Annotated in this window: 15 protein-coding genes; 11 read left to right on the plus strand and 4 right to left on the minus strand. The window is 71.8% G+C overall.

Annotated elements, in window-relative coordinates; genetic code table 11:
• Positions 1-7: 7 nt before the first annotated feature.
• The 4 genes from SSP24_RS19680 to SSP24_RS19695 all read left to right on the plus strand — a co-directional run bounded on the left by SSP24_RS19680 (position 8) and on the right by SSP24_RS19695 (position 4711).
• Positions 8-1015: an LLM class F420-dependent oxidoreductase gene (locus tag SSP24_RS19680; protein ID WP_141310961.1), complete on the plus strand. Its 1008-nt coding sequence runs from the start codon at positions 8-10 to the stop codon at positions 1013-1015.
• Positions 1012-2220: a hypothetical protein gene (locus SSP24_RS19685; protein WP_141310962.1), complete on the plus strand. Its 1209-nt coding sequence runs from the start codon at positions 1012-1014 to the stop codon at positions 2218-2220. The genes SSP24_RS19680 and SSP24_RS19685 overlap by 4 nt, the downstream gene beginning before the upstream one ends.
• A 111-nt stretch (positions 2221-2331) precedes the next feature.
• Positions 2332-3792: an FAD-dependent oxidoreductase gene (locus SSP24_RS19690; RefSeq protein ID WP_141310963.1), complete on the plus strand. Its 1461-nt coding sequence runs from the start codon at positions 2332-2334 to the stop codon at positions 3790-3792.
• A 64-nt stretch (positions 3793-3856) separates the two neighbouring features.
• Positions 3857-4711, plus strand: coding sequence for an NAD(P)H-binding protein (locus tag SSP24_RS19695; RefSeq protein ID WP_141310964.1), 855 nt, complete (start codon positions 3857-3859; stop codon positions 4709-4711).
• 101 nt (positions 4712-4812) lie between these two features.
• Here the strand turns inward: SSP24_RS19695 and SSP24_RS19700 are convergent, their stop codons facing one another.
• Positions 4813-5190, minus strand: a complete 378-nt coding sequence (locus SSP24_RS19700; RefSeq protein WP_141310965.1) for a nuclear transport factor 2 family protein — start codon at positions 5188-5190, stop codon at positions 4813-4815.
• 115 nt (positions 5191-5305) lie between these two features.
• On the opposite strand from SSP24_RS19700, the gene SSP24_RS19705 reads away from it, so the two are divergent.
• Together SSP24_RS19705 and SSP24_RS19710 are read left to right on the plus strand one after the other, a co-directional pair.
• Positions 5306-6511 carry a cytochrome P450 gene (locus SSP24_RS19705; protein ID WP_141310966.1) on the plus strand — a complete coding sequence of 402 codons (1206 nt, stop codon included), beginning with the start codon at positions 5306-5308 and terminating at the stop codon, positions 6509-6511.
• A 90-nt stretch (positions 6512-6601) separates the two neighbouring features.
• Positions 6602-7180, plus strand: coding sequence for a Uma2 family endonuclease (locus tag SSP24_RS19710; RefSeq protein ID WP_229865535.1), 579 nt, complete (start codon positions 6602-6604; stop codon positions 7178-7180).
• Positions 7181-7189: 9 nt separating this feature from the next.
• On the opposite strand, the gene SSP24_RS19715 is transcribed toward SSP24_RS19710, so the two are convergent.
• Both SSP24_RS19715 and SSP24_RS19720 read right to left on the minus strand, forming a co-directional pair.
• The gene (locus SSP24_RS19715; RefSeq protein WP_141310967.1) at positions 7190-8797 is read right to left on the minus strand and encodes an ABC transporter permease; all 1608 of its coding nucleotides are present in this window, start codon (positions 8795-8797) and stop codon (positions 7190-7192) included.
• Positions 8794-9717 (minus strand): ABC transporter ATP-binding protein, encoded by a 924-nt coding sequence (locus tag SSP24_RS19720; RefSeq protein WP_141310968.1) that lies wholly within the window; start codon positions 9715-9717, stop codon positions 8794-8796. Before SSP24_RS19720 ends, SSP24_RS19715 begins: the two co-directional genes overlap by 4 nt.
• A gap of 104 nt (positions 9718-9821) precedes the next feature.
• On the opposite strand from SSP24_RS19720, the gene SSP24_RS19725 reads away from it, so the two are divergent.
• Both SSP24_RS19725 and SSP24_RS19730 read left to right on the plus strand, forming a co-directional pair.
• Positions 9822-10352 carry a GbsR/MarR family transcriptional regulator gene (locus tag SSP24_RS19725; protein ID WP_141310969.1) on the plus strand — a complete coding sequence of 177 codons (531 nt, stop codon included), beginning with the start codon at positions 9822-9824 and terminating at the stop codon, positions 10350-10352.
• Between the two features lie 634 nt (positions 10353-10986).
• A complete protein-coding gene (locus tag SSP24_RS19730; protein ID WP_141310970.1) occupies positions 10987-11337 on the plus strand; it encodes a peptidase inhibitor family I36 protein in 351 nt (116 codons plus the stop codon).
• A 617-nt stretch (positions 11338-11954) separates the two neighbouring features.
• Here SSP24_RS19730 and SSP24_RS19735 read toward each other — a convergent pair.
• Positions 11955-12803 (minus strand): diacylglycerol kinase catalytic domain-containing protein, encoded by an 849-nt coding sequence (locus SSP24_RS19735; protein WP_141310971.1) that lies wholly within the window; start codon positions 12801-12803, stop codon positions 11955-11957.
• A 186-nt stretch (positions 12804-12989) separates the two neighbouring features.
• Here SSP24_RS19735 and SSP24_RS19740 point away from each other — a divergent pair, with 186 nt between their 5' ends.
• The 3 genes from SSP24_RS19740 (at position 12990) to SSP24_RS44940 (ending at position 19366) form a co-directional block, all read left to right on the plus strand.
• Positions 12990-14273 (plus strand): adenylosuccinate synthase, encoded by a 1284-nt coding sequence (locus tag SSP24_RS19740; RefSeq protein ID WP_141310972.1) that lies wholly within the window; start codon positions 12990-12992, stop codon positions 14271-14273.
• Between the two features lie 132 nt (positions 14274-14405).
• A complete protein-coding gene (locus tag SSP24_RS19745; RefSeq protein ID WP_141310973.1) occupies positions 14406-14837 on the plus strand; it encodes an effector-associated constant component EACC1 in 432 nt (143 codons plus the stop codon).
• A gap of 56 nt (positions 14838-14893) precedes the next feature.
• On the plus strand, positions 14894-19366 hold the full coding sequence (locus SSP24_RS44940; RefSeq protein WP_141310974.1) for an nSTAND1 domain-containing NTPase: 4473 nt from the start codon (positions 14894-14896) through the stop codon (positions 19364-19366).
• Positions 19367-19576: the final 210 nt, after the last annotated feature.

Consider the following 19576-nt stretch of genomic DNA (forward strand, 5'->3'; position numbering starts at 1 on the left):
CCAGCACGTGAGCATACGTCTCGGCTACCACATCCCGTACTTCCATCACACGGAGACGGTCACGGACCTCTTCCCCGCACTGGTCGCCCAGGTACGGGCCGCGGAGGATTCCCGGTTCGACCTGGTTACGACGATGGACCACTTCTACCAGCCGCCGCTGATCGGACCGCCCGACGGCCCGATGCTCGAGGCGTACACCCTGCTCGGGGCGCTGGCGGCCGCCACCCACCGGGTGCAGCTGTCGACCATGGTGACCGGCATCGGTTACCGCAATCCCGCCCTGCTGGCCAAGATGGTCACCACGCTCGATGTGATCAGCCAAGGGCGCGCCGTGCTCGGCGTCGGCGCCGGCTGGCATGAGCAGGAACACCGCGAGTACGGCTACGAGTTCGGTACGGTCGCCGAGCGTTTCGGCCGGTTCGAGGAGGCGCTCGGCGTCATGGTCCCGATGCTGCGCGGGGCGCGGCCGCGCGTCGAGGGGCGCTGGTTCCGCGCCGAGGGTGCCATCAACGAGCCCCGGCTCCGGGAGGACCTGCCGCTGCTGATCGGAGGTGGGGGCGAGAAAAAGACGTTCGCCTTCGCCGCCCGGCACGCCGACCACCTCAACATCATCTGTACCACTTCGGAGCTGCCGCAGAAGATGGCCGCGGTGCGGGCGCGGTGCGCCGAGGTCGGCCGGGATCCGGCGACGCTTCAGACCAGCTTCGCCACGCCGCTGATCATCGACGAGGACGGCGAGCGGGCCCGCAAGCTGTTGGAGGAGGTGCTGGTCAGGTCGGGCGTGAACGTGGCGGAGCTGACGGACTCCGAGCGGGCAGCGGCGACCGACCGGTTCTTCGTCGGCACCCCGGCCGAGGTCACCCAGCAGCTTCAGGAGCGGGTGCTGTGCCACGGAGTCAACGGGCTCATGGCCAATATGCTCGCCAACGCGCACGATCCGGACGCCATCGCGCTGGCCGGGCGCACGCTGGCCCCGTTGGTCGGGCTCGCGCCGGAGGCGGGGACGACGACATGACCATGGCCGGATCGCAGCGCTTCACCGGAGGCGATGTACTGATGCAACAGCTGAGGATCGACCCCCCGGTGCAACTGCTCTGGCGGGTGCAGGGCCGGCCGGCTCCCGAAGCGTTGCGGAAGTTCCACGCCAACCTGGCCCAGGGCCCGTTGAACCGCCGGATGCGGCCGGCCCGGCTGCCACTGGCGCGTCCGGTCTGGGAGCGGCACACCGACTGCTCGCCCCTGCGTGTCTCCCCACGGACGGTCGCCCCGGAGGAGGTGATGGACTGGGCCGACGCCGCCTGCCGGGCCGATCTCGACGCCCATGCGGGCCGCGGCTGGGAACTGAGCGCGGCACATGTCGCCGACGGCACCTCCGTGGTGTCCCTGGTGGGCTCGCACGCGCTGACCGACGGCCAGGGCCTCATCGGCGCGGCCACACTCGCCGCCCGGGAGACCGCTCGGCAGTGGCGCTCCGGGCGGCCGTCGCTGGTCGACGACCTCACCGATGTGGTGACGGAAGGTCTGCGGACGTACTCCCGGCTGGCGCTGTCCCGGCTGCGCGGCAAGGTCGCCGAGGTGCCCGCCACCGCCACCCGGATGCTGCTCGGGCGTTCACCGCAGGCAGGCGGCGCGGCGCCCGTCCGCTCCCGGCTCGCCTTCACCGTGTCGGCCGCCGAGGCCGAGCGGGTGGCGGAGAGCGGCGGGGGCAGCGTGACGGGGCTGATGCTCGCCATGACCGCGAACATCCTGCGCGCGGCGCGGGGCACCACCGAGGCGGGCCGGCCGTTCACGGTCGGGCTGCCCGTGAGCTTCCGGCGGCCCGACGACCTGGAGTCCTCCAACATGGTCGGGATCGCCACGCTGCGGCTGGACGGCCTGCGCGGGCGCTACACCGACCTGGCGCACATCCGCCGACTGAGCAAGGGAGGGTACGCCGAGGTGGTCGGCCGGCACCTCACCGGCTATCCGCAGACCGACGCCGCGCTGTCCAACGCCGGCGAGATGCTGCCGGAGGCCAGGGATGTCTTCGGCCCCGCCCTGGGTGTTCTCTTCCGCACGGTGTCCGGCGCCGGAGGACCGCCCGGCAGGATGAACTGTTTCGTCCTCAGGGCCGGCGCGACGGTGTCCATCGGCTTCCAGTCCGCCGGCGTCTCGGTCGGACACGGGCTGGTCGAGGCGGAGCTGGACGCGTGGGGCATCGCCCCGACACACACCTGGTGACCCACCCGAGGTGATCGGCTCTTCTCCGCCTCGGGAGAACGGCGTACTTGTGAGAAAACATCGTTCATTGATAGAACGTTGTTCGGAACCGGAAGGCGGAGAGGAACTGTGATGGACGCTGACGTGATCGTGGTGGGCGCCGGACCCACCGGTCTGACACTGGCCCACGAGCTGGCCCTGGGCGGCGCGCGTGTGGCACTGCTCGACAAGGGCCCCGGCCGGACCGGCGAGAGCCGGGCCCTGAACCTCCACCCCCGCACCGCGGAGATGCTGGCCCTGCGCGGAATGCTCGACGGCGCGGAGGAGCAGGCCAGGGCCCGGCTGGAGACCACCCACTTCGCGCACCTGCCCGTTCCGCTGGCGCTGGACGGCTGGAACTCCCGCTACCCGTACCAGGTCGCCATTCCGCAGGCCGAGGTCGAGAAGGTGCTGGAGGAGCACCTTGCCGCCCTGGGGGTGCGGGTCCAGTGGAACTCCGAGGTCACCGGCATCGAGCAGGACGAGGAGCGGGTCCGCGTCCAGGCCGGCGGGAAGTGGGTCGAGGCACGCTATCTGGCCGGCTGCGACGGTGGCCGCAGCTTCGTCCGCAAGCAGCTCGGAGTCGAGTTCCCCGGGCTGGACGCGCGGTGGTTCGGCACCGTCTCCGACGTCGTGCTGGGCGTCACCGGCGAGGGGATCGCGACGACCTGGGACACCAAGGGCTCGCCCCGGATGCGTCCGGACGGGTCGTTCGCGAACATCTTCCCGATCGGCAAGGAGTCGGACAACGTCTACCGGATCTTCTACAGCGTCGCCGACCAGGTGATCAGCGACCAGCGCGCCAAGGTGCCGGATGACGAGGTCATCGCCGCGATCCAGGAGTTCTACGGTTCGCAGACCGAGGTCAAGGAGGTGCGGTGGGCCTCCCGGTTCAGCGACGCCTCACGCCTCGCGGAGCACTACCGCGTCGGACGGGCCTTCCTCGCGGGCGACGCCGCGCACGTCCACCTGCCGCTTGGCGGACAAGGACTCAACACCGGCGTTCAGGATGCGATGAACCTGGGCTGGAAACTGGCCGCCGAGATCGCCGGCTGGGCCCCCGAAGGGCTGCTCGGCACCTACCACGGCGAACGCCACCCGGTGGGCGCCGCCGTCCTCACCAACACCCGCGCCCAGGTGGCCCTTGGCCAGAAGGGCGTCGAGCATGACGCGCTGCGGGAGATCTTCACCCAGCTGATCAAACTGCCGGAGGCCAACCGCCTGCTCGGGGGAGCGATCTCCGGGCTCTCCATCCGCTACGACCTCGGCGGCGACGAGCCCGTCGGCGCCCGGCTCACCGACTTCGCCCTGCCGGACGGCCGCTGGGCCGGCGAACTGTTCCACCAAGGGCACGGCGTCCTGCTGACCACGCGGACAGAACTCGTCGCCGAGGCGGCGCCCTGGACGGGCCGCGTGGACGCCGTGGAGGTACCGGAACTCCCCGACCTTGCCACCGAGGCCGTTCTCGTGCGCCCCGACGGCTACATCTGCTGGGTGCCCGGCACACCGCTCACGGAAGCACTCCACCGCTGGTTCGGCGCGCCCCGGACCTGACCCACGGCCGGCCCTTGGCGTCGGCCGTGTGCGCTCCCTTTCCCCCGCATAGGAGATCCACCTCATGACCATTCTGGTGACCGGCGCGACCGGAAACGTCGGCCGCAACGTCGTCGAGCTGCTGCTCGCGGCCGGTGCCCCGGTGCGGGCCACCTCCCGGAACCCGAAGACCGCCGAACTGCCCGCCGGCGTCGACGTGCGCGCCGGGGACCTGGACGACCCCGGCTCGTTCGGGGACGCGCTGTCGGGCGTGGAGAAGCTCTTCCTGTTCCCCAACCCGTCCGGCGTCGCCGGGTTCCTGGACCTTGCCAGGGCGTCCGGGGTCCGGCAGTTGGTGCTGCTGTCGTCCGCCGCGGTGAGCGATCCCGGTGAGACCGCCAATCCGATCGGGCTCATGCACCTGGCGGTCGAACAGGCGGCGCAGGACAGCGGTCTCACCTGGACGGTGCTGCGGCCCGCCTCGTTCGCGAGCAACGCGCTGCAGTGGGCTCCCGCGATCCGCGAGAGGGGTGAGGTCCGTGTCCCGTACGCCGAGAGCACGGTCTCCCCGATCCACGAGCGCGACATCGCGGCGGTCGCCGTCCAGGTCCTGCTGTCCGATGGCCACGAGGGCGCGACGTATGAGCTCACCGGCCCGGAGTCGATGACGCAGCGCCGGCAGGTCGAGCTGATCGCGGCGGCGATCGGGCGTCCGGTCACCGTCGTCGACCTGGTCGGCGATGCCGCTCGGGCCCAACTGGAGGAGCAGTACGGCGCGTTCGGGGTGCCCGGCCTCGTCGACTCCGTCCTCGGCACGTACGCAGCATCGGTCGGCACCGCTGCCCCGCTGACGGACACGGTCGCCCGGGTCACCGGCCGCCCGCCGACGGCTTTCGCCGACTGGGCGGTGGAACACCGTACGGCGTTCATCGCTGCCTGACGGCCGGGCCTCCGCCACGAAGGAGCCGCACCCGGGACGGGTTCGGCTCCTTCTCTGCAGCCGAGAAACAGGATGCGTGCGCAACTTGATGAACGCCCTGGTCACAATCGCTGTACGTATGCCGCCCGCCACTCCGGCGACGGGTCCGAGCCCAGTTCCGTCCAGTACTCGCGGCCATCGACGATCTTCCCGTCCCGGACTGTCCAGAGCGACACGACACGGTGGACCCCTATCGCATCGTGAGGGACCTCCACCTCGGAGACCACGACCTCGCCGTCCGCCACGATCCGCAGGACTCTGATCGACCACCCCTCCGGATACTCCGCATTGATGCGCACGAAGTTCCCGCGACCCACGATCCGCTCGCCACTGACCGGCCACTCCACCACCAGGTCATCGACAAGCAAGCCGCCGAGCCCCGCCCAGTCCCGGGCCTGCATGCGATCCCAGAATTCCCGAACGACCTTCGAAGGTTTCATGCGCGCATCCTGACAGGCCCCACCGACAGTCCGACCGCAAAACCGCGGCTCGTCGAAGGCCCCGGAGCTACAACCCCCCTGGTCAGCCACCGTCCCCCCGCGTTAGCGTCCGCTCATGGCAGTCTTCGACCCCTGGGACCCCGCGTTCCTCGCCGACCCGTACCCCGCCTACGCCGAGCTGCGTGCCCAGGGGCGCGTGATCCGTTACGAGCCCACCGACCAGTGGCTCGTCCCGCACCACGCGGACGTCTCGGTGCTGTTGCGCGATCGGCGGCTCGGCCGGACGTACCAGCACCGGTTCACGCACGAGGAGTTCGGGCGGACGCCGCCCCCGCCGGAGCACGAGCCGTTTCACACGCTGAACGACCACGGGATGCTCGACCTGGAGCCGCCGGACCACACGCGGATCCGGCGGCTGGTGTCGAAGGCGTTCACGCCGCGCACGGTGGAGCGGCTCAAGCCGTACGTGGACGGGCTGGCCGGCGATCTCGTCTCGGCGCTGGTCGAAGCGGGCGGCGGGGATCTGCTGACCGACGTGGCGGAACCCCTCCCCGTCGCGGTGATCGCCGAGATGCTCGGCATCCCGGAGTCGGACCGGGCCCCGCTGCGGCCCTGGTCGGCCGACATCTGCGGGATGTACGAGCTGAACCCCTCCGAGGAGACGGCCGCGAAGGCGGTGCGGGCGTCGGTCGAATTCTCCGAGTATTTGAGGGAGTTGATCGCGCAGCGCCGGAAGGAGCCCGGCGACGACCTCATCTCCGGGTTGATCGCCGCGCACGACGAGGGCGACCGGCTGACCGAGCAGGAGATGATCTCGACGGCCGTGCTGCTGCTGAACGCGGGCCACGAGGCCACGGTGAACGCCACCGTCAACGGCTGGTGGGCGCTGTTCCGCAACCCCGACCAGCTGGCGGCCCTCCGCGCCGACCACTCCCTCGTCCCCTCCGCCATCGAGGAGCTGATGCGCTACGACACCCCGCTCCAGCTCTTCGAACGCTGGGTGCTGGACGAGATCGAGATCGACGGCACGGTGATCCCGAGGGGTGCGGAGGTCGCGATGCTGTTCGGTTCCGCGAACCATGACCCGGCGGTCTTCACCGACCCCGGCCGCCTCGACCTCACCCGCCAGGACAACCCCCACATCTCCTTCAGCGCCGGCATCCACTACTGCATCGGCGCCCCGCTGGCCCGTATCGAACTGGCCGCGTCGATGAGGGCGCTGCTGGAGAAGGCACCGACGCTACGGCTGGCGGCGGAGCCGCAGCGGAAGCCGAACTTTGTGATCCGGGGATTGGAGGGGCTGAGCGTGGAGGTGGGGTGATCACTCATTCGGCTGAGCAACGGGGAGATCCGGCCCCGGATCATCGGCGGATCGGCAAGCTGGTGCGGCCTGTGAAGGGAGATCGCGGTGATGGGCGGGTCGTGCCACATGCTGGTGGAGGAGTTCGAGCAGATCGCGGCATTCGCCGAGCGTGAGATCGAGACGGTCAGGTTCGAGTTCGTCGAGGGCCGGATCGGGGTCAGGAAGGCGACGAACGGCAACCACGGGACGGTCGTGATATGGCTGATCCGCGAGTGGATGTCGGCCCGGCCGGAGCTGGGCCTCTACCCGTGCGCCGGTTTGAAGGTGGGGCGGCAGCGCACGGGGCGGGCCGTGCCCGACGGCGTACTCGCGCCGATCGGGCACTTCGCCGGCCAGGGCGACTGGGCGGAGCCGGACGGTGTGCTGATGACCGTCGAAGTGACGTCGCACGACTCGGACACGCACCACCGCGATCGTGTGGCAAAGCCCTCGGCCTACGCCGCGGCGGGCATCCCCGCCTATCTGCTGATCGACCGCGACAACCGCACTGTCACCCTTCACAGAGAACCGCACCCGGAGATCGGTTACCGCAGGACCCGCAAGGAACCCTTCGGCGCCAAACTCTCGCTCCCCGAGCCCCTCGGCATCGAACTCGACACCGAAGAGCTCAAGCAGTACCTCGACTGACCCCCACCGTCAGCTGCTGATCACGTCCCGCCGACGCAGCCCCGCCAGCCCCGCCCCCACCAGCACCACCGCAACGCCGGTCAGCACGGACACCGCCCCCCACTCCATCTCCCCACCCGGCAGCTTCGGCAGATGCCCGAACGGTGACACATCCAGCACCGCCTGCGGGACATCCAGCGCCGGGCCGATCCACCCGATCAGCAGGACCGCCCCGGCGACTCCCCACGCCGCCGTCGCGACCCGTGGCGATACTCCGTGCAGCAGTACCGCCAGCCCGCCGATCACCCAGATCGCCGGGAGTTGCACCAGGCAGGCGGCCAGGATCGGGCCCGCCGACTTGCCGTAGCCGAGCGCGAGGCCCAGTGCCGCCAGCAGCATGAGCAGCACCGAGCCGCCGAAGGCGACAAACAGGTGGCCCGCCGCCCAGCGCAGGCGGCCCACCGAGTTCGCCAGGACCGGCTCCGCCCGCCCCGACGTCTCCTCGCCGTGCAGCCGCAGTACCGACGCCACGATGTAGAGGGCGGCGACCAGGCCGAGCATCCCCACCATCGCCGCGAGGAACGCGTCCGTCAGGCCCGACTGGCCGCCCATCCGCTGGAAGATCTCCCGGGCGTTGTCGTTGTCGCCGACCAGATCGGCCGCGCCCTCGGTCATCCCGCCGTACACCACCCCGGCGAGGAGGAACCCGATGCTCCAGCCGAGCACACTGCCCCGCTGCAACCGCCAGGCCAGCGCCCCGGCCGTGGCCAGCCGCCCCTCGGCCGGGCCCGGTCGGCTGGGCAGGAAGCTCATGCCGACGTCCCGCCGCCCGGCCAGCTCGTACGCCACCGCCCCCTGCACCACCGCCGCCCCGGCGAACAGCAGCAGCACCCACCACCGTTCGTCCGCGAACGCCCGCAGGTTCTCCAGCCAGCCGATCGGTGACACCCAGGTCAGCACCGACGAACCGTCGTCCGTCGCCGAGTCGCCCGCCGCGCGCAGCACGAACGCCGTGCCGAGCAGCCCGGCCGTCAGCCCGCGGGCCAGCCGCGCGCTCTCCGTGAACTGGGCGACGATCGCCGCCATCGTCGCGAAGACCATGCCGACGCCCGCGATCCCGAGCCCGAAGGCCAGCGCCCCACCGGCACCCTGACCGGCCAGGCCCCCGGCGACCAGCAGCGCCAGCACCGCGTTGGCGACCGCCGCCGTCAGCAGCGCCGCCGTCAGCGGGGCCCGGCGTCCCACCATCCCGGCCGAGATCATCTCCTGCCGGCCGCTCTCCTCCTCGTCACGCGTGTGCCGTACGACGATCAGCAGGCTCATCACCGCGGCGAGCGCACCGGCGTAGACGCCCGCCCGCCAGGCCGTCAGCGCGCCGAGGGAGTCGTCGAAGACCGGGCCGGTCATGGCGCGCAGGGAGGCGTTGGTCTCCATCTGGCGGAGCAGATCGGCGCGTTGGGCGGCGGTGTCGTACAGGCCCTTGAGGGTGTTCGGCATGGACAGCACCATCAGGGCGTTCACGCCGACCCAGATCGGGATCATGGCCCGGTCGCGGCGCAGCGCGAAGCGCAACAGCGTGCCGGTACCGGCCAGTTGACGGGACCCGGTGCCCCGTACCGCGAAGGTCGCTGCGGTCATCGTGCGGCCACCTCACTGATCTCGCCGGTCTCGCCGGTCTCGTCCTGGTAGTGCCGCAGGAACAGCTCCTCCAGGGTGGGCGGCGTCGAGGTCAGGGACCGTACGCCGGAGTCGCTGAGGGACTTCAGTACGTCGTTCAGCTTGTCGGTGTCGACCTGGAGGCGGACCCTGCGCCCCTGTACGTCGAGGTCGTGCACGCCGGGCAGATGCGACAGCCCGTTGGGCGGACCGGCCAGCTCGGCGGTCACGCTGGTGCGGGTCAGGTGGCGCAGGTCGGCGAGCGAACCGGTCTCCACCGTCCGGCCCTTGCGGATGATGCTGACCCGGTCGCACAGCTCCTCCACCTCGCTCAGGATGTGCGAGGAGAGCAGGATCGTCCGGCCGCGCTCACGCTCCTCGGCGACGCAGCGCTGGAAGACCTCCTCCATCAGCGGGTCGAGGCCCGAGGTCGGCTCGTCCAGGATCAGCAGGTCGACGTCCGAGGCGAAGGCGGCGACGAGGGCGACCTTCTGCCGGTTGCCTTTCGAGTACGTCCGCCCCTTCTTGGTGGGGTCCAGCTCGAACCGCTCGATGAGTTCCGCCCGGCGGCGCTTGTCGAGACCGCCGCGCAGACGGCCGTACAGGTCGATCACCTCCCCGCCGGAGAGGTTGCGCCACAGGGTCACGTCGCCCGGGACGTACGCGATCCGGCGATGGAGTTCGACCGCGTCGGCCCAGGGGTCGCGGCCGAGTACCTGTGCGGCGCCGGAGTCGGCGCGCAGCAGGCCGAGCAGGACGCGGATGGTGGTGGACTTGCCGGCGCCGTTCGGGCCGAGGAAGCCGTGTACCTCACCGGACTCGACGTCCAGGTCGAGGCCGTCGAGCGCATGGGTCCGGCCGAAGGACTTGTGCAGGCCGGAGACGGTGATTGCCTTGGTCATGGTTCAGAACGTACGTGGACTTCACAAATTTGTGAAGTTAAGGAAGCGTATAAATCGTCGGTACACTCGGGGGGTGGGCGCTGAGCAGGGGAGATGATGCCGGGATGGCCGAGCGGAGTGAGAGCGCGAGCGCGCAGGCGGGCGTGAACGGGGTGGAGGGGCGGGATCCGGAGGACATCTCCCGTTTCGTCGAGCACTTCGCGGCGCAGCTCGTCGAGGCCGGTATGCCGAGGATGCCCTCCCGCGTCTTCGCCGCGCTGCTCGCCTCCGACGCCGGTGCGCTGACCTCCGCCGAACTGGGCGAACAGTTGCAGATCTCGCCGGCCGCGGTCTCCGGCGCGGTGCGCTATCTGGCCCAGGTCCATATGGTCTCGCGCGAGCGGGAGCCCGGTTCGCGCCGGGAGCGGTACCGGGTGCACGGCGACCAGTGGTACGAGGCGCTCACCAACCGCGAGGCCGTGCTGAAACGCTGGGAGGACGCCCTGCGCGACGGCGTCGACAGCCTGGGCGCCGACACCCCGGCCGGCCGCCGCCTCGCCGAGACGCTCGCCTTCTTCGAGTACCTGGAGGGGGAGCTGGCGTCCCTGATGGAACGCTGGCGGGCGCATCGGGAGCGGGTGTTCGGGCGAGGGTGAGGCCCGCCCCGGGGCTGGCGTCCGCGTCCGGGGGCTGACATCCGCGCCTCGCGGCTCACATCCGGCGACCCGCGGCTGGCGCCCGCGCCCGGGTCCTGGCTGGCCGCCCGCGTCGGGGTGCTGACGCCCGCGCCCCGCGGCTGACACCCCGCGTCCGGGCGCTGGCGCCGTGCCCCGGCGCTGACATCCGTGCCTCACGGCTCGCATCCCGTGCCTCGCAGCTGACATCTGCCCCCGCGCTCGGGTCTTGGCGCCCGTGTCGGGGTGCCGACGCCCGCGCCCCGGGTGCTGGCGTCCGCGCTCAGGGTGCCCGCGTCCGCGCCCCGGGTGCCGGCGCCGTACCCCGGAGCTGACATCCGTGCCTCACGGCTCGCATCCCGCGCCCCGCGGTTGACGCCCGCGCCCCGCAGCTGACATCCGCACCCCCGCGGTTCGCATCCCGCCCCCGACGCGGCTCGCGAGCCGTGTGTGAGGGGTGCTGGAGGTGCGGCGGTCGTATCGCGGAAGTCGCGCGCTCAGTCGTAGGGGTGTACCTGGCCGTACCCCATGGCCGTCACCGCTTCCGCCCCGCCACGCTGGGTCCACGGTCACCCGGAGTGTCGCTTCGGCGACACGGAGTGAGAAGAGGTCCAACGTGAAGCGGATCATGCGCAAGGCCGTGACCATGCTGGCGGTCACCGCCGCTGCGGCCGGGGCGGCGTTGCTGCCGGCGGGTGCGGCGCAGGCGGACGAGCCCGTGAACTGTCCCCGAGTCATCGCCTTCTGCACGTTCGAGGAGCCGGACGGGTACGGCCAGATGAGGCTGTACTTCCGGGATGAGGCCTTCGCCGACCCGTCCTTCTACACCGCACAGAACCAGACGCCCGAGCCGTGGTGCGTCTACGAGCTCCCGGGCTACAGCGGCCTGTCGTACGAGGTGCCCGCCTGGGAGACCCTGCGCCAGCTGCCCTTCCCGGCCCGCTCGCTGCACCGGGGTCCCTGCTGACCCGGTGATCCGGCAGGCCCCCTGACCGGGCCTCGCTCCGCGACCGACACTGCCACCCCGCACGCGGAGCGAGGCCTTCCACCCGGCCCTTCACCTGCCCCCTGGCCCTCCACCTGGCCCATCGCCTGGCCCATCACTTGGCCGGGCCTGAATCCCGCCGGGGCCCTTCACCCGGCCTGGCCCTTCACCCGGCCCTCCACCCGGCCGGACCCTGAACCCCGCCGGGGCCCTTCACCCGGCCTGGCCCTGCACCCGGCCCTCCACCTGGCCGGGCCCTGAACCCCGCCAGGGCCCTGGCGGGGTGCAGGGCCCTGGCCGGGCCCTGAACCCCGCCAGGGCCCTGCACCCGGCCCTCCACCCGGCCGGGCCCTGAACCCCGCCAGGGCCCTTCACCCGGCCATCCACCTGGCCGGGCCCTGAACCCCGCCAGGGCCCTTCACCCGGCCATCCACCTGGCCGGGCCCTGAATCCCGCCGGGGCCCTTCACCCGGCCTGGCCCTCCACCCGGCCCTCCACCTGGCCGGGCCCTGAACCCCGCCAGGGCCCTTCACCCGGCCCGGCCCTCCACCTGCCCGCGCCCTGAACCCGGCCCGGCCCCTCACCCGCCCGGCAACCCTTCACCCACCCGGCAACGTCAACCCCCAAGCCCCCTCCCACACCCGCCAAGTCCGCGTCCGCACCGGCCCGCTCACCCCCGCGTCCGACCGGTACCGGAAGTCCGCTCCCGATACGGTCACCGTGCGCCCCTCCGCCCGTACCGGCGTGGCCTCCGCGCCCAGCGACAGTGGGCGTACCTCGACCTCCGCCGCGCCCGAGCCGCCCGGGGCGAGGGACACGGCCTCGACCGGCTGGTCCAGATCCACCAGCGTCGACCCGTCGACCTCGACCCGCAGCCGCGCGGGCCCGGGCGCGGGCACCGACGGCGCGCGCGCCGGACGGGCCGCCACCAAGGTGCGTACGAGGGACTGGCACGTCCGCAGCCACGGAGCCCGCGTCGAGGCCGAGCCCGCCTCGCTCAGCGGCACCGGCGGGATCCGCAGCGCCCCCAGCACCACGCCGTCGCTGTCGTCGACGAGCAGATCCAGCCGCCGTTCGACACCCTCCAGCACGGCCCGCGCCGCCGACACCGCGCTCGACGGCACACCCAGTGCCGTCGTGAGCCCGACGGCGGACCCCACGGGGACGACCGACAGCACACTTCCGGCCAGCTCCCGCTGCCGGTGCAGCAGGGACACCGCCCGCACCAGGGCGCGGTCGTCGCCGATCACCACCGGCCGCCGAGACCCCCTTCGCTGAAGCGCCCGGGCGAACTCCTCCGGCCCGTCCGGCAGGCACACCTTGGTGGCCGCACCCGCGCTGAGCACGTCTTTCGCGATGCGGACGGACTCCCCGTCCGTCCTCCGAGCGACCGGATCGATGATCACCAGCAGCTGATCGGACATCGCGGAAGTCGCCACCTCGGTCATGCCTCGCTTCCTCGGGTAGCATCTTTGTGCAAGAGCCCCTTGCGCTATTGCGCCAGGGGCTTCGTCTATTCCGGGGCACCCGGTCCGACGGTCGCGGCCAACGACGGCCGCGGGGCACGCGGCGGCACGACCCACCGCGTACGCCCCTGACCTTGGACATGCCCCGCCCGGAAGGGGTGTACGCGCGTGCCCGCACTTGTGCTGCTCGGTGCTCAGTGGGGTGACGAAGGCAAGGGAAAGGCGACGGACCTGCTAGGCGGGTCGGTCGACTACGTAGTGCGCTACCAGGGCGGCAACAACGCCGGCCACACCGTCGTCGTCGGCGACCAGAAGTACGCACTGCATCTGCTCCCTTCCGGAATCCTGTCCCCCGGCTGCACGCCGGTCATCGGCAACGGCGTCGTCGTCGACCCATCTGTCCTGCTCTCCGAGCTGAGCGGGCTGAACGAGCGTGGCGTCGACACGTCCAAGCTCCTGATCAGCGGCAACGCGCACATCATCACGCCGTACAACGTGACGGTCGACAAGGTGACGGAGCGCTTCCTCGGGAAGAGGAAGATCGGGACGACCGGGCGCGGTATCGGCCCGACGTACGCCGACAAGATCAACCGCGTCGGCATCCGGGTCCAGGACCTGTACGACGAGTCGATCCTGACCCAGAAGGTCGAGGCGGCGCTCGACGTCAAGAACCAGATCCTCACCAAGCTCTACAACCGCCGTGCCATCGCGGTCGAGCAGGTCGTCGAGGAGCTGCTGGGTTACGCCGACCAGATCCGCCCGTACGTCGCCGACACGGTGCTGATCCTGAACCAGGCGCTGGACGACGACAAGGTGGTGCTCTTCGAGGGCGGCCAGGGCACGCTGCTCGACATCGACCACGGCACGTACCCGTTCGTGACGTCGTCGAACCCGACCGCGGGCGGCGCCTGCACGGGCGCCGGTGTCGGCCCCACGAAGATCAGCCGCGTCATCGGCATCCTCAAGGCCTACACGACCCGCGTCGGCGCGGGCCCCTTCCCGACGGAACTCTTCGACGAGGACGGCGAGGCGCTGCGCCGGATCGGCGGCGAGCGGGGTGTGACCACCGGCCGTGACCGCCGTTGCGGCTGGTTCGACGCGGTGATCGCCCGCTACGCGACCCGCGTGAACGGTCTGACGGACTTCTTCCTCACCAAGCTCGACGTCCTCACCGGCTGGGAGCAGATCCCGGTCTGCGTGGCGTACGAGATCGACGGCGAGCGCGTCGAGGAGCTGCCGTACTCCCAGACGGACTTCCACCACGCCAAGCCCGTCTACGAGATGCTGCCCGGCTGGTCGGAGGACATCAGCAAGGCGAAGACCTTCGCCGACCTGCCGAAGAACGCGCAGAACTACGTCAAGGCCCTGGAGGAGATGTCCGGCGCCCCGATCTCCGCGATCGGCGTGGGCCCGGGCCGGGACGAGACGATCGAGATCAACTCGTTCCTCTGACCTCCGGTCACTCCGGTGGCCTCCGGTCATTCACCAAGCATCCCCAACTGCCCCGTATGCACGGGTAGTTGGGGATGTTAGTTTCGTAGCGGCAGTTGCTGTTGGGTACTGGTGTTCCCCGGAAGGAGCAAGGTGCGCATCACACTGGCTGTTGCGACGGAGACCGCGGACCGGGCGAGCGCGGCCACGGACGACCTGTACGACTGGCTGCGTCAGGACCCCGAGCTGCGCGGGCTGGTCCGGCGGGAGTCCCCGGTCGGCGCCCCGGCGGGAGCCATGGGCGCGTGGAGCGAGGTGCTGAGCCTGGTGCTGGCCCCGGGCGGGCCGACGGCGGCCGTCGGGGCGGCGGTCGTGGTGTGGCTGCAGAACCGCCGGGGCAACCAGACGGTCACCATCAACCAGCCCGACGGCACCCAGATCGTCGTCACCTCCGAGAAGGTGCGCGGCCTGACCGCCGAAGGCACCAGCGACCTGGCCCAGCGGGTGGCGCAGGCACTTCAGCAGCCGCCCTCCCCCGACACTATTGAGGGACGCACCGGCCGCCCGGCCGGACCGGAGAACTGACCGTGCCGTCACGGGGGAGACCGGACCTGACCGGGCCCGGCTGCCACGCCGTGGTCGTGGGCACCGGGAACCACCCCGGGGATCTGCTGCACCCGCTGCCCTCCGCCGTACCCTCGGCGCGGGCCCTGGCCGAGGTGCTGGCCACGGAGTGCGGCATGGGCGACCGGGTACGGCTGCTGTGCGACCCGCGGTCGCCGAGCGAGGTGCTGGCGGCTCTCGCCGAGGCGGTGGACCGCGCCGGGCCCACCGAGGGGCGGTACGAGAGCGGAGTCGTCGTCTTCTGCCACGTCGGCCACGGGCTGCGCGGCCCGGGCGGGCGGCTGTATCTCGCGACGGCCGCGACCAGCTCCCTCACCGACACCGCGCACTCGGTGCCGTACTCCGAGATCGAGCGCTATCTGAGCGACGGGCCCGCGGATCCGCTCATCGTGCTCGACTGCTGTTTCGCCGGGAACGCGCGCGAGCCGAGCCGTCCGACGACCTCGGACCCGTTCGGCGGCAGCCGCCCGCAGGGCAGCTATCTGCTGGCCTCCGCGCAGCGCGACACCCTCGCCTACGCCCCCACGGGCGCCGAGTACACCCTGTTCACGGGCCATCTGCTGAGCCTGCTGCGGGAGGGCGACGCGGGCGGGCCCCGCCTGCTGACGCCGGGCAGCCTCTACCGGCTCCTCGACCAGCGCCTCCAGGGCGGCCCCGCCCGGCCGTACGGCGGCGGCACCGCGCGGATGGCGGAGCTGGTCCTCACCGTGAACCGCCGCTACGCGCCCCGTCCCGAGGACGCCGCCCCCGCCGCGGACCCGGACGCGGTCAGCCCGTATCCGGGCATCGTGCCCTTCCTGCCCGAGCAGCATCACCTCTTCTTCGGCCGCGAGAAGGTGACCCGCGAGCTGCTGCGGCGCGTGGCACACCGGCCCGGTGAGCCGCTGGTGGTGATCGGCACCTCCGGGGTCGGCAAGTCCTCGCTGCTGCGGGCGGGGCTGACCGTGGCGGCCGAGGAGGCGGGGCTGGGGCCGGTACGGATCGTGGCGGCCCCGGGGGCGCATCCGTTCCGGGCGCTGGCCACGGCCTGGGCGGCGGCGGTGGGGCGGCCGGTCGCGGAGGTCGTACGAGACCTGGAGCAGGGTGTCTTCAGGGCGGCCGACAACGATGCCGGGGCGCCGCCCGGCGTCCTCGTCGTGGACCAGCTGGAGCAGTACTTCACGCACGCCGCCGACCCTGCTGAGCAGCGGCTTTTCGCCGCCGCGCTCACCGCGTCCCACGGTCCCCGGATCGTGCTTGCCCTGCGCGCCGACTACCACGACGACGCCCTGCGCGACCGTCACCTCGGCCCTCTCGTGGCGCGCGAGCACTTCACCGTGCCCGCGCTCGACGACGCCGAGATCGAGGCGGCCATCGTCGGACCGGCGCGGTACGAGGGGCTGGAGTGGGAGAAGGGCGTCCCGCAGATCCTGCGGCGCGAGGTGAGCGAGGAACGGGCGGGCGACGGGCCGGGAGACGCCGCCGCGCTGCCGTTCCTGGCCCACGTCCTGCGCGAGATATGGCTCCGGCGACGCGGTACGACCCTCACCTACGCCGCCTACCAGGAGGCCGGCGGCATCCGTGACGCCGTCGCCCGCACCGCCGAGCGGATCTACGCCGACCTCGACGACGAGGGCCGGACCCGACTGCGGGAGCTGACGCTGGCCATGGTCAACGTGGCCGACGGCGAGGGACGGCTGGTGCGCCGCCGGGTGCCACGGGAGGAACTGGTCGGCTCCGAGGACCTGCTGCGCCGCCTCGCCGACGCCCGCCTCGTCGTCGTCGACGAGCAGGGCGGGGCACAGCTCGGCCACGACTCGCTGCTGTACGCCTGGCAGCGGCTGCACGACTGGATCGACGAGGTGCGCGGCGATCTGCTCCGGCTGCGGCGGCTGACGGAGGCGGCGGAGTCCTGGTTTGAGCACGGCAGCGGGCTGTGGACGGGCACGAGCCTGGACGAGGCGAGGGCGCTGGTGGCGGCCGAAGGGGCGGCGGCCCGCCCGCCCGTCCGGCAGGTGGTACGGGACTTCGTCACCGCCGCCGACCGGGCGCGGCGCCGCAGACGATCGGTCACCCGGGCCTGGATCGCCGGGCTGTCGGCCCTCGCCCTGGTGGCGGGGGTGCTGGCGGGCTGGGGGTTCTACGAGAACGGGCAGGCGGCGGATCGGGAGCGCAGCCTGATCGCCCGCGAGCTGGCCGCGCAGGCCGACATCATGCGCGAGCGCGACCCGCGGACGGCGCTGCGGCTCAGCCTTGCCGCGTACCGCGCGGCACCGACACCCGAGACCCGGTCGAGCCTCTACTCGGCGGCGACGACAGTGGCGCCCACCCACCTCACGCCGGCCGATCGCAAGCGTGAGCCGGTGCTCAAGCTGGCCTACAGCCCGGACGGGAAGGTGCTGGCCGCCGGCCACCGGGGCGGCAGGGTGCGGCTGTGGGACGTCACGAAGCCGACCGTTCCGGTGGAGGCGGGGCAGTTCGAGCTGGACGGCACCGGGGCCATCGCCCACCACCCGAGCAAGCGGCTGCTGGCCGCGCAGACGGCGAGGTCGCTGACGCTCTGGGACACCACCGACCCGCGCGCACCCAGGCGGGTGGCCCGGCTGCCGATCACCAAGAGCGTCACCTTCACCCTGGCGTTCAGCGGGGACGGCAGGACCCTGGCGGCGGGCGGCGAGGCGGGCCGGCTCCGGCTGTGGAACGTGAGCGACCCGGCGCACCCCGCGCTGCGTGCGGAGCGGACGATCGCCGACGCGGAGCTGATCTCGCTGGCGTTCACCCGCGACGGACGTCACCTGATCACCGGAAACGGCAACGGGCAGGGAGACAGTGAGCAGCCCGCTCAGGTGCGGCTGTGGGACCTGACCGATCCGGACCGGCCCGCGCTGCGGGACACCGAACGGGCCGAGACGGTCATGGCGGTCGCCGCGCACCCGAAGCGCGACCTGGTGGTCGCGACCGGGGCCAGTGGGAAGGTCGCCTGGTGGGAGCTGGTGGGCGGCCGGGAACTGCGGCGCGTCGAGGTGGAGGAATTCCGCGACTACTGGGGCAGCGACCCGGACGGCATTCCCTCGCTCAGCTTCAGCGGGGACGGCAGACTCCTCGCGGGAGCGGAACGGGACAACGGCGTTCAACGGGGCGACGTGACCGGAAAGGTGTCGGACCTCGAGAACTGGCAGGACCTCGCCGCGCTGCCGTCGGGCGAGCCCGCACAGTCGGTCGCCTTCAGCCCGGACAGCCGGTACCTGGCGGCCGGTGACGTGGGCGGCGAGATACGGCTGTGGCCCGGCCAGAGCTGGGCGCCCGCGATCGAGGGCACCGTGCCGTCCTTCGTCGAGGCGGGCACCAGCGCCTTCAGCGGCGACGGCAGGCTGGTCCTCGCCCAGACCGACAACGCCGACTACACGACCCTGACCCGGGTGTGGGACATCAGCGACGCCCGCGCTCCGAAGGTCCGCTACACCCTGCCGAAGGGCTGGGAGGCCAACTACTTCCTCAACAGCCACAAGAAGCCCGTGCTCCTTGCCCACTACTGGACCGAAGGACTGGAGCACACCTTCCAGTTCTGGACGTTCGACTCCGACGGCGAGCCGGTCAGGGGCCGCGGCATCCACCTCACCGCCGACGTCCCGCGCGTCGTGGTGAGCCCGGACGGCCGACTGCTGGCCGCGGGCTCGGCGGAGGAACAGGGCATCGCCCTGTACGACATCGAGGACCCGGCGAAGCCGGTGCGCGTCGGCACGGTCGACGCACCGATCAGTGGGGATCTCTTCACCACGGGAGAGCTCTGGTTCGCCGGGGACCGCGCCCTGGCGACCATCGAGGACCGTGCGGATCTCGTCCTGTGGGACCTCTCCGACCCGGCTCGGCCCCGCAAGGCAGGGCGCGTGAAGGACGTTGCGCTGATGAAGAGGGCGATGTACGACGCCGGGTCGCGGCAGCTCGTCACGGAGGAGGTCGGGGACGTCATCCGCGTGTGGGACCTGTCCCGGCCCGCGCGCCCGGCCGGCGGCGGCCGCATCCCGGGCGCTCCGGGCGCCTACTTCCCCACCGGCAAGGGGGAGTTGGCGACAGCACTCAGCGACGGCACCGTCCAGTTCTGGGACGTCACGGACCCGGCCCGTCCGCAGAAGAAGCGGGACCTACGGCTCGACCGCGCGGTCTCCTTCATCGCCATGACCCCGGACGGCCGCCACGCGGTGACGGGCAGCCCGTACCGCATCTGGACCGTCGGTCCCGACGGCGAGTGGGACTTCCCGGAGTTCGTGGAGCTGGCGAACGCGGAGGACCTCCACCTGCCCCGCGCGGACTCGCCCGAGGGCCTCTCCTGGCTGGCGGTCACCGTGGAACGCACCTGGGGCAGCTCCCTCGCCGACCGGAGCACCTACGTCCTGGACTTCGACACCGATCAGCTCTACCAGGAGATGTGCAAGGCGTACCCCCAGAGCGTCCCCAAGGACCAGTGGGAAGGCCTCTTCCCACACCTGTCCTACCGCACCTCCTGCGCCTGACGCTCCGCCCTTCACTCCCCTGAGTGAAACAAGCGAACTTCCGCCTGGGAAAAGCCGGTTCCGGCTTGCGCTCGTCGCTCTGCGTGCCCTTAGAGTCACGCCAGTAGATCAATGAAACGCCCCCGCGGTGCGGCAACACCCGGGGGCACGACACCAGGAGCTAACCCTCCAGATGCGCGTTCATCGTACGGCGCCCATGCGCGCCTTTTC

The organism is Streptomyces spinoverrucosus, assembly GCF_006539505.1.
GTDB lineage: Bacteria > Actinomycetota > Actinomycetes > Streptomycetales > Streptomycetaceae > Streptomyces > Streptomyces spinoverrucosus.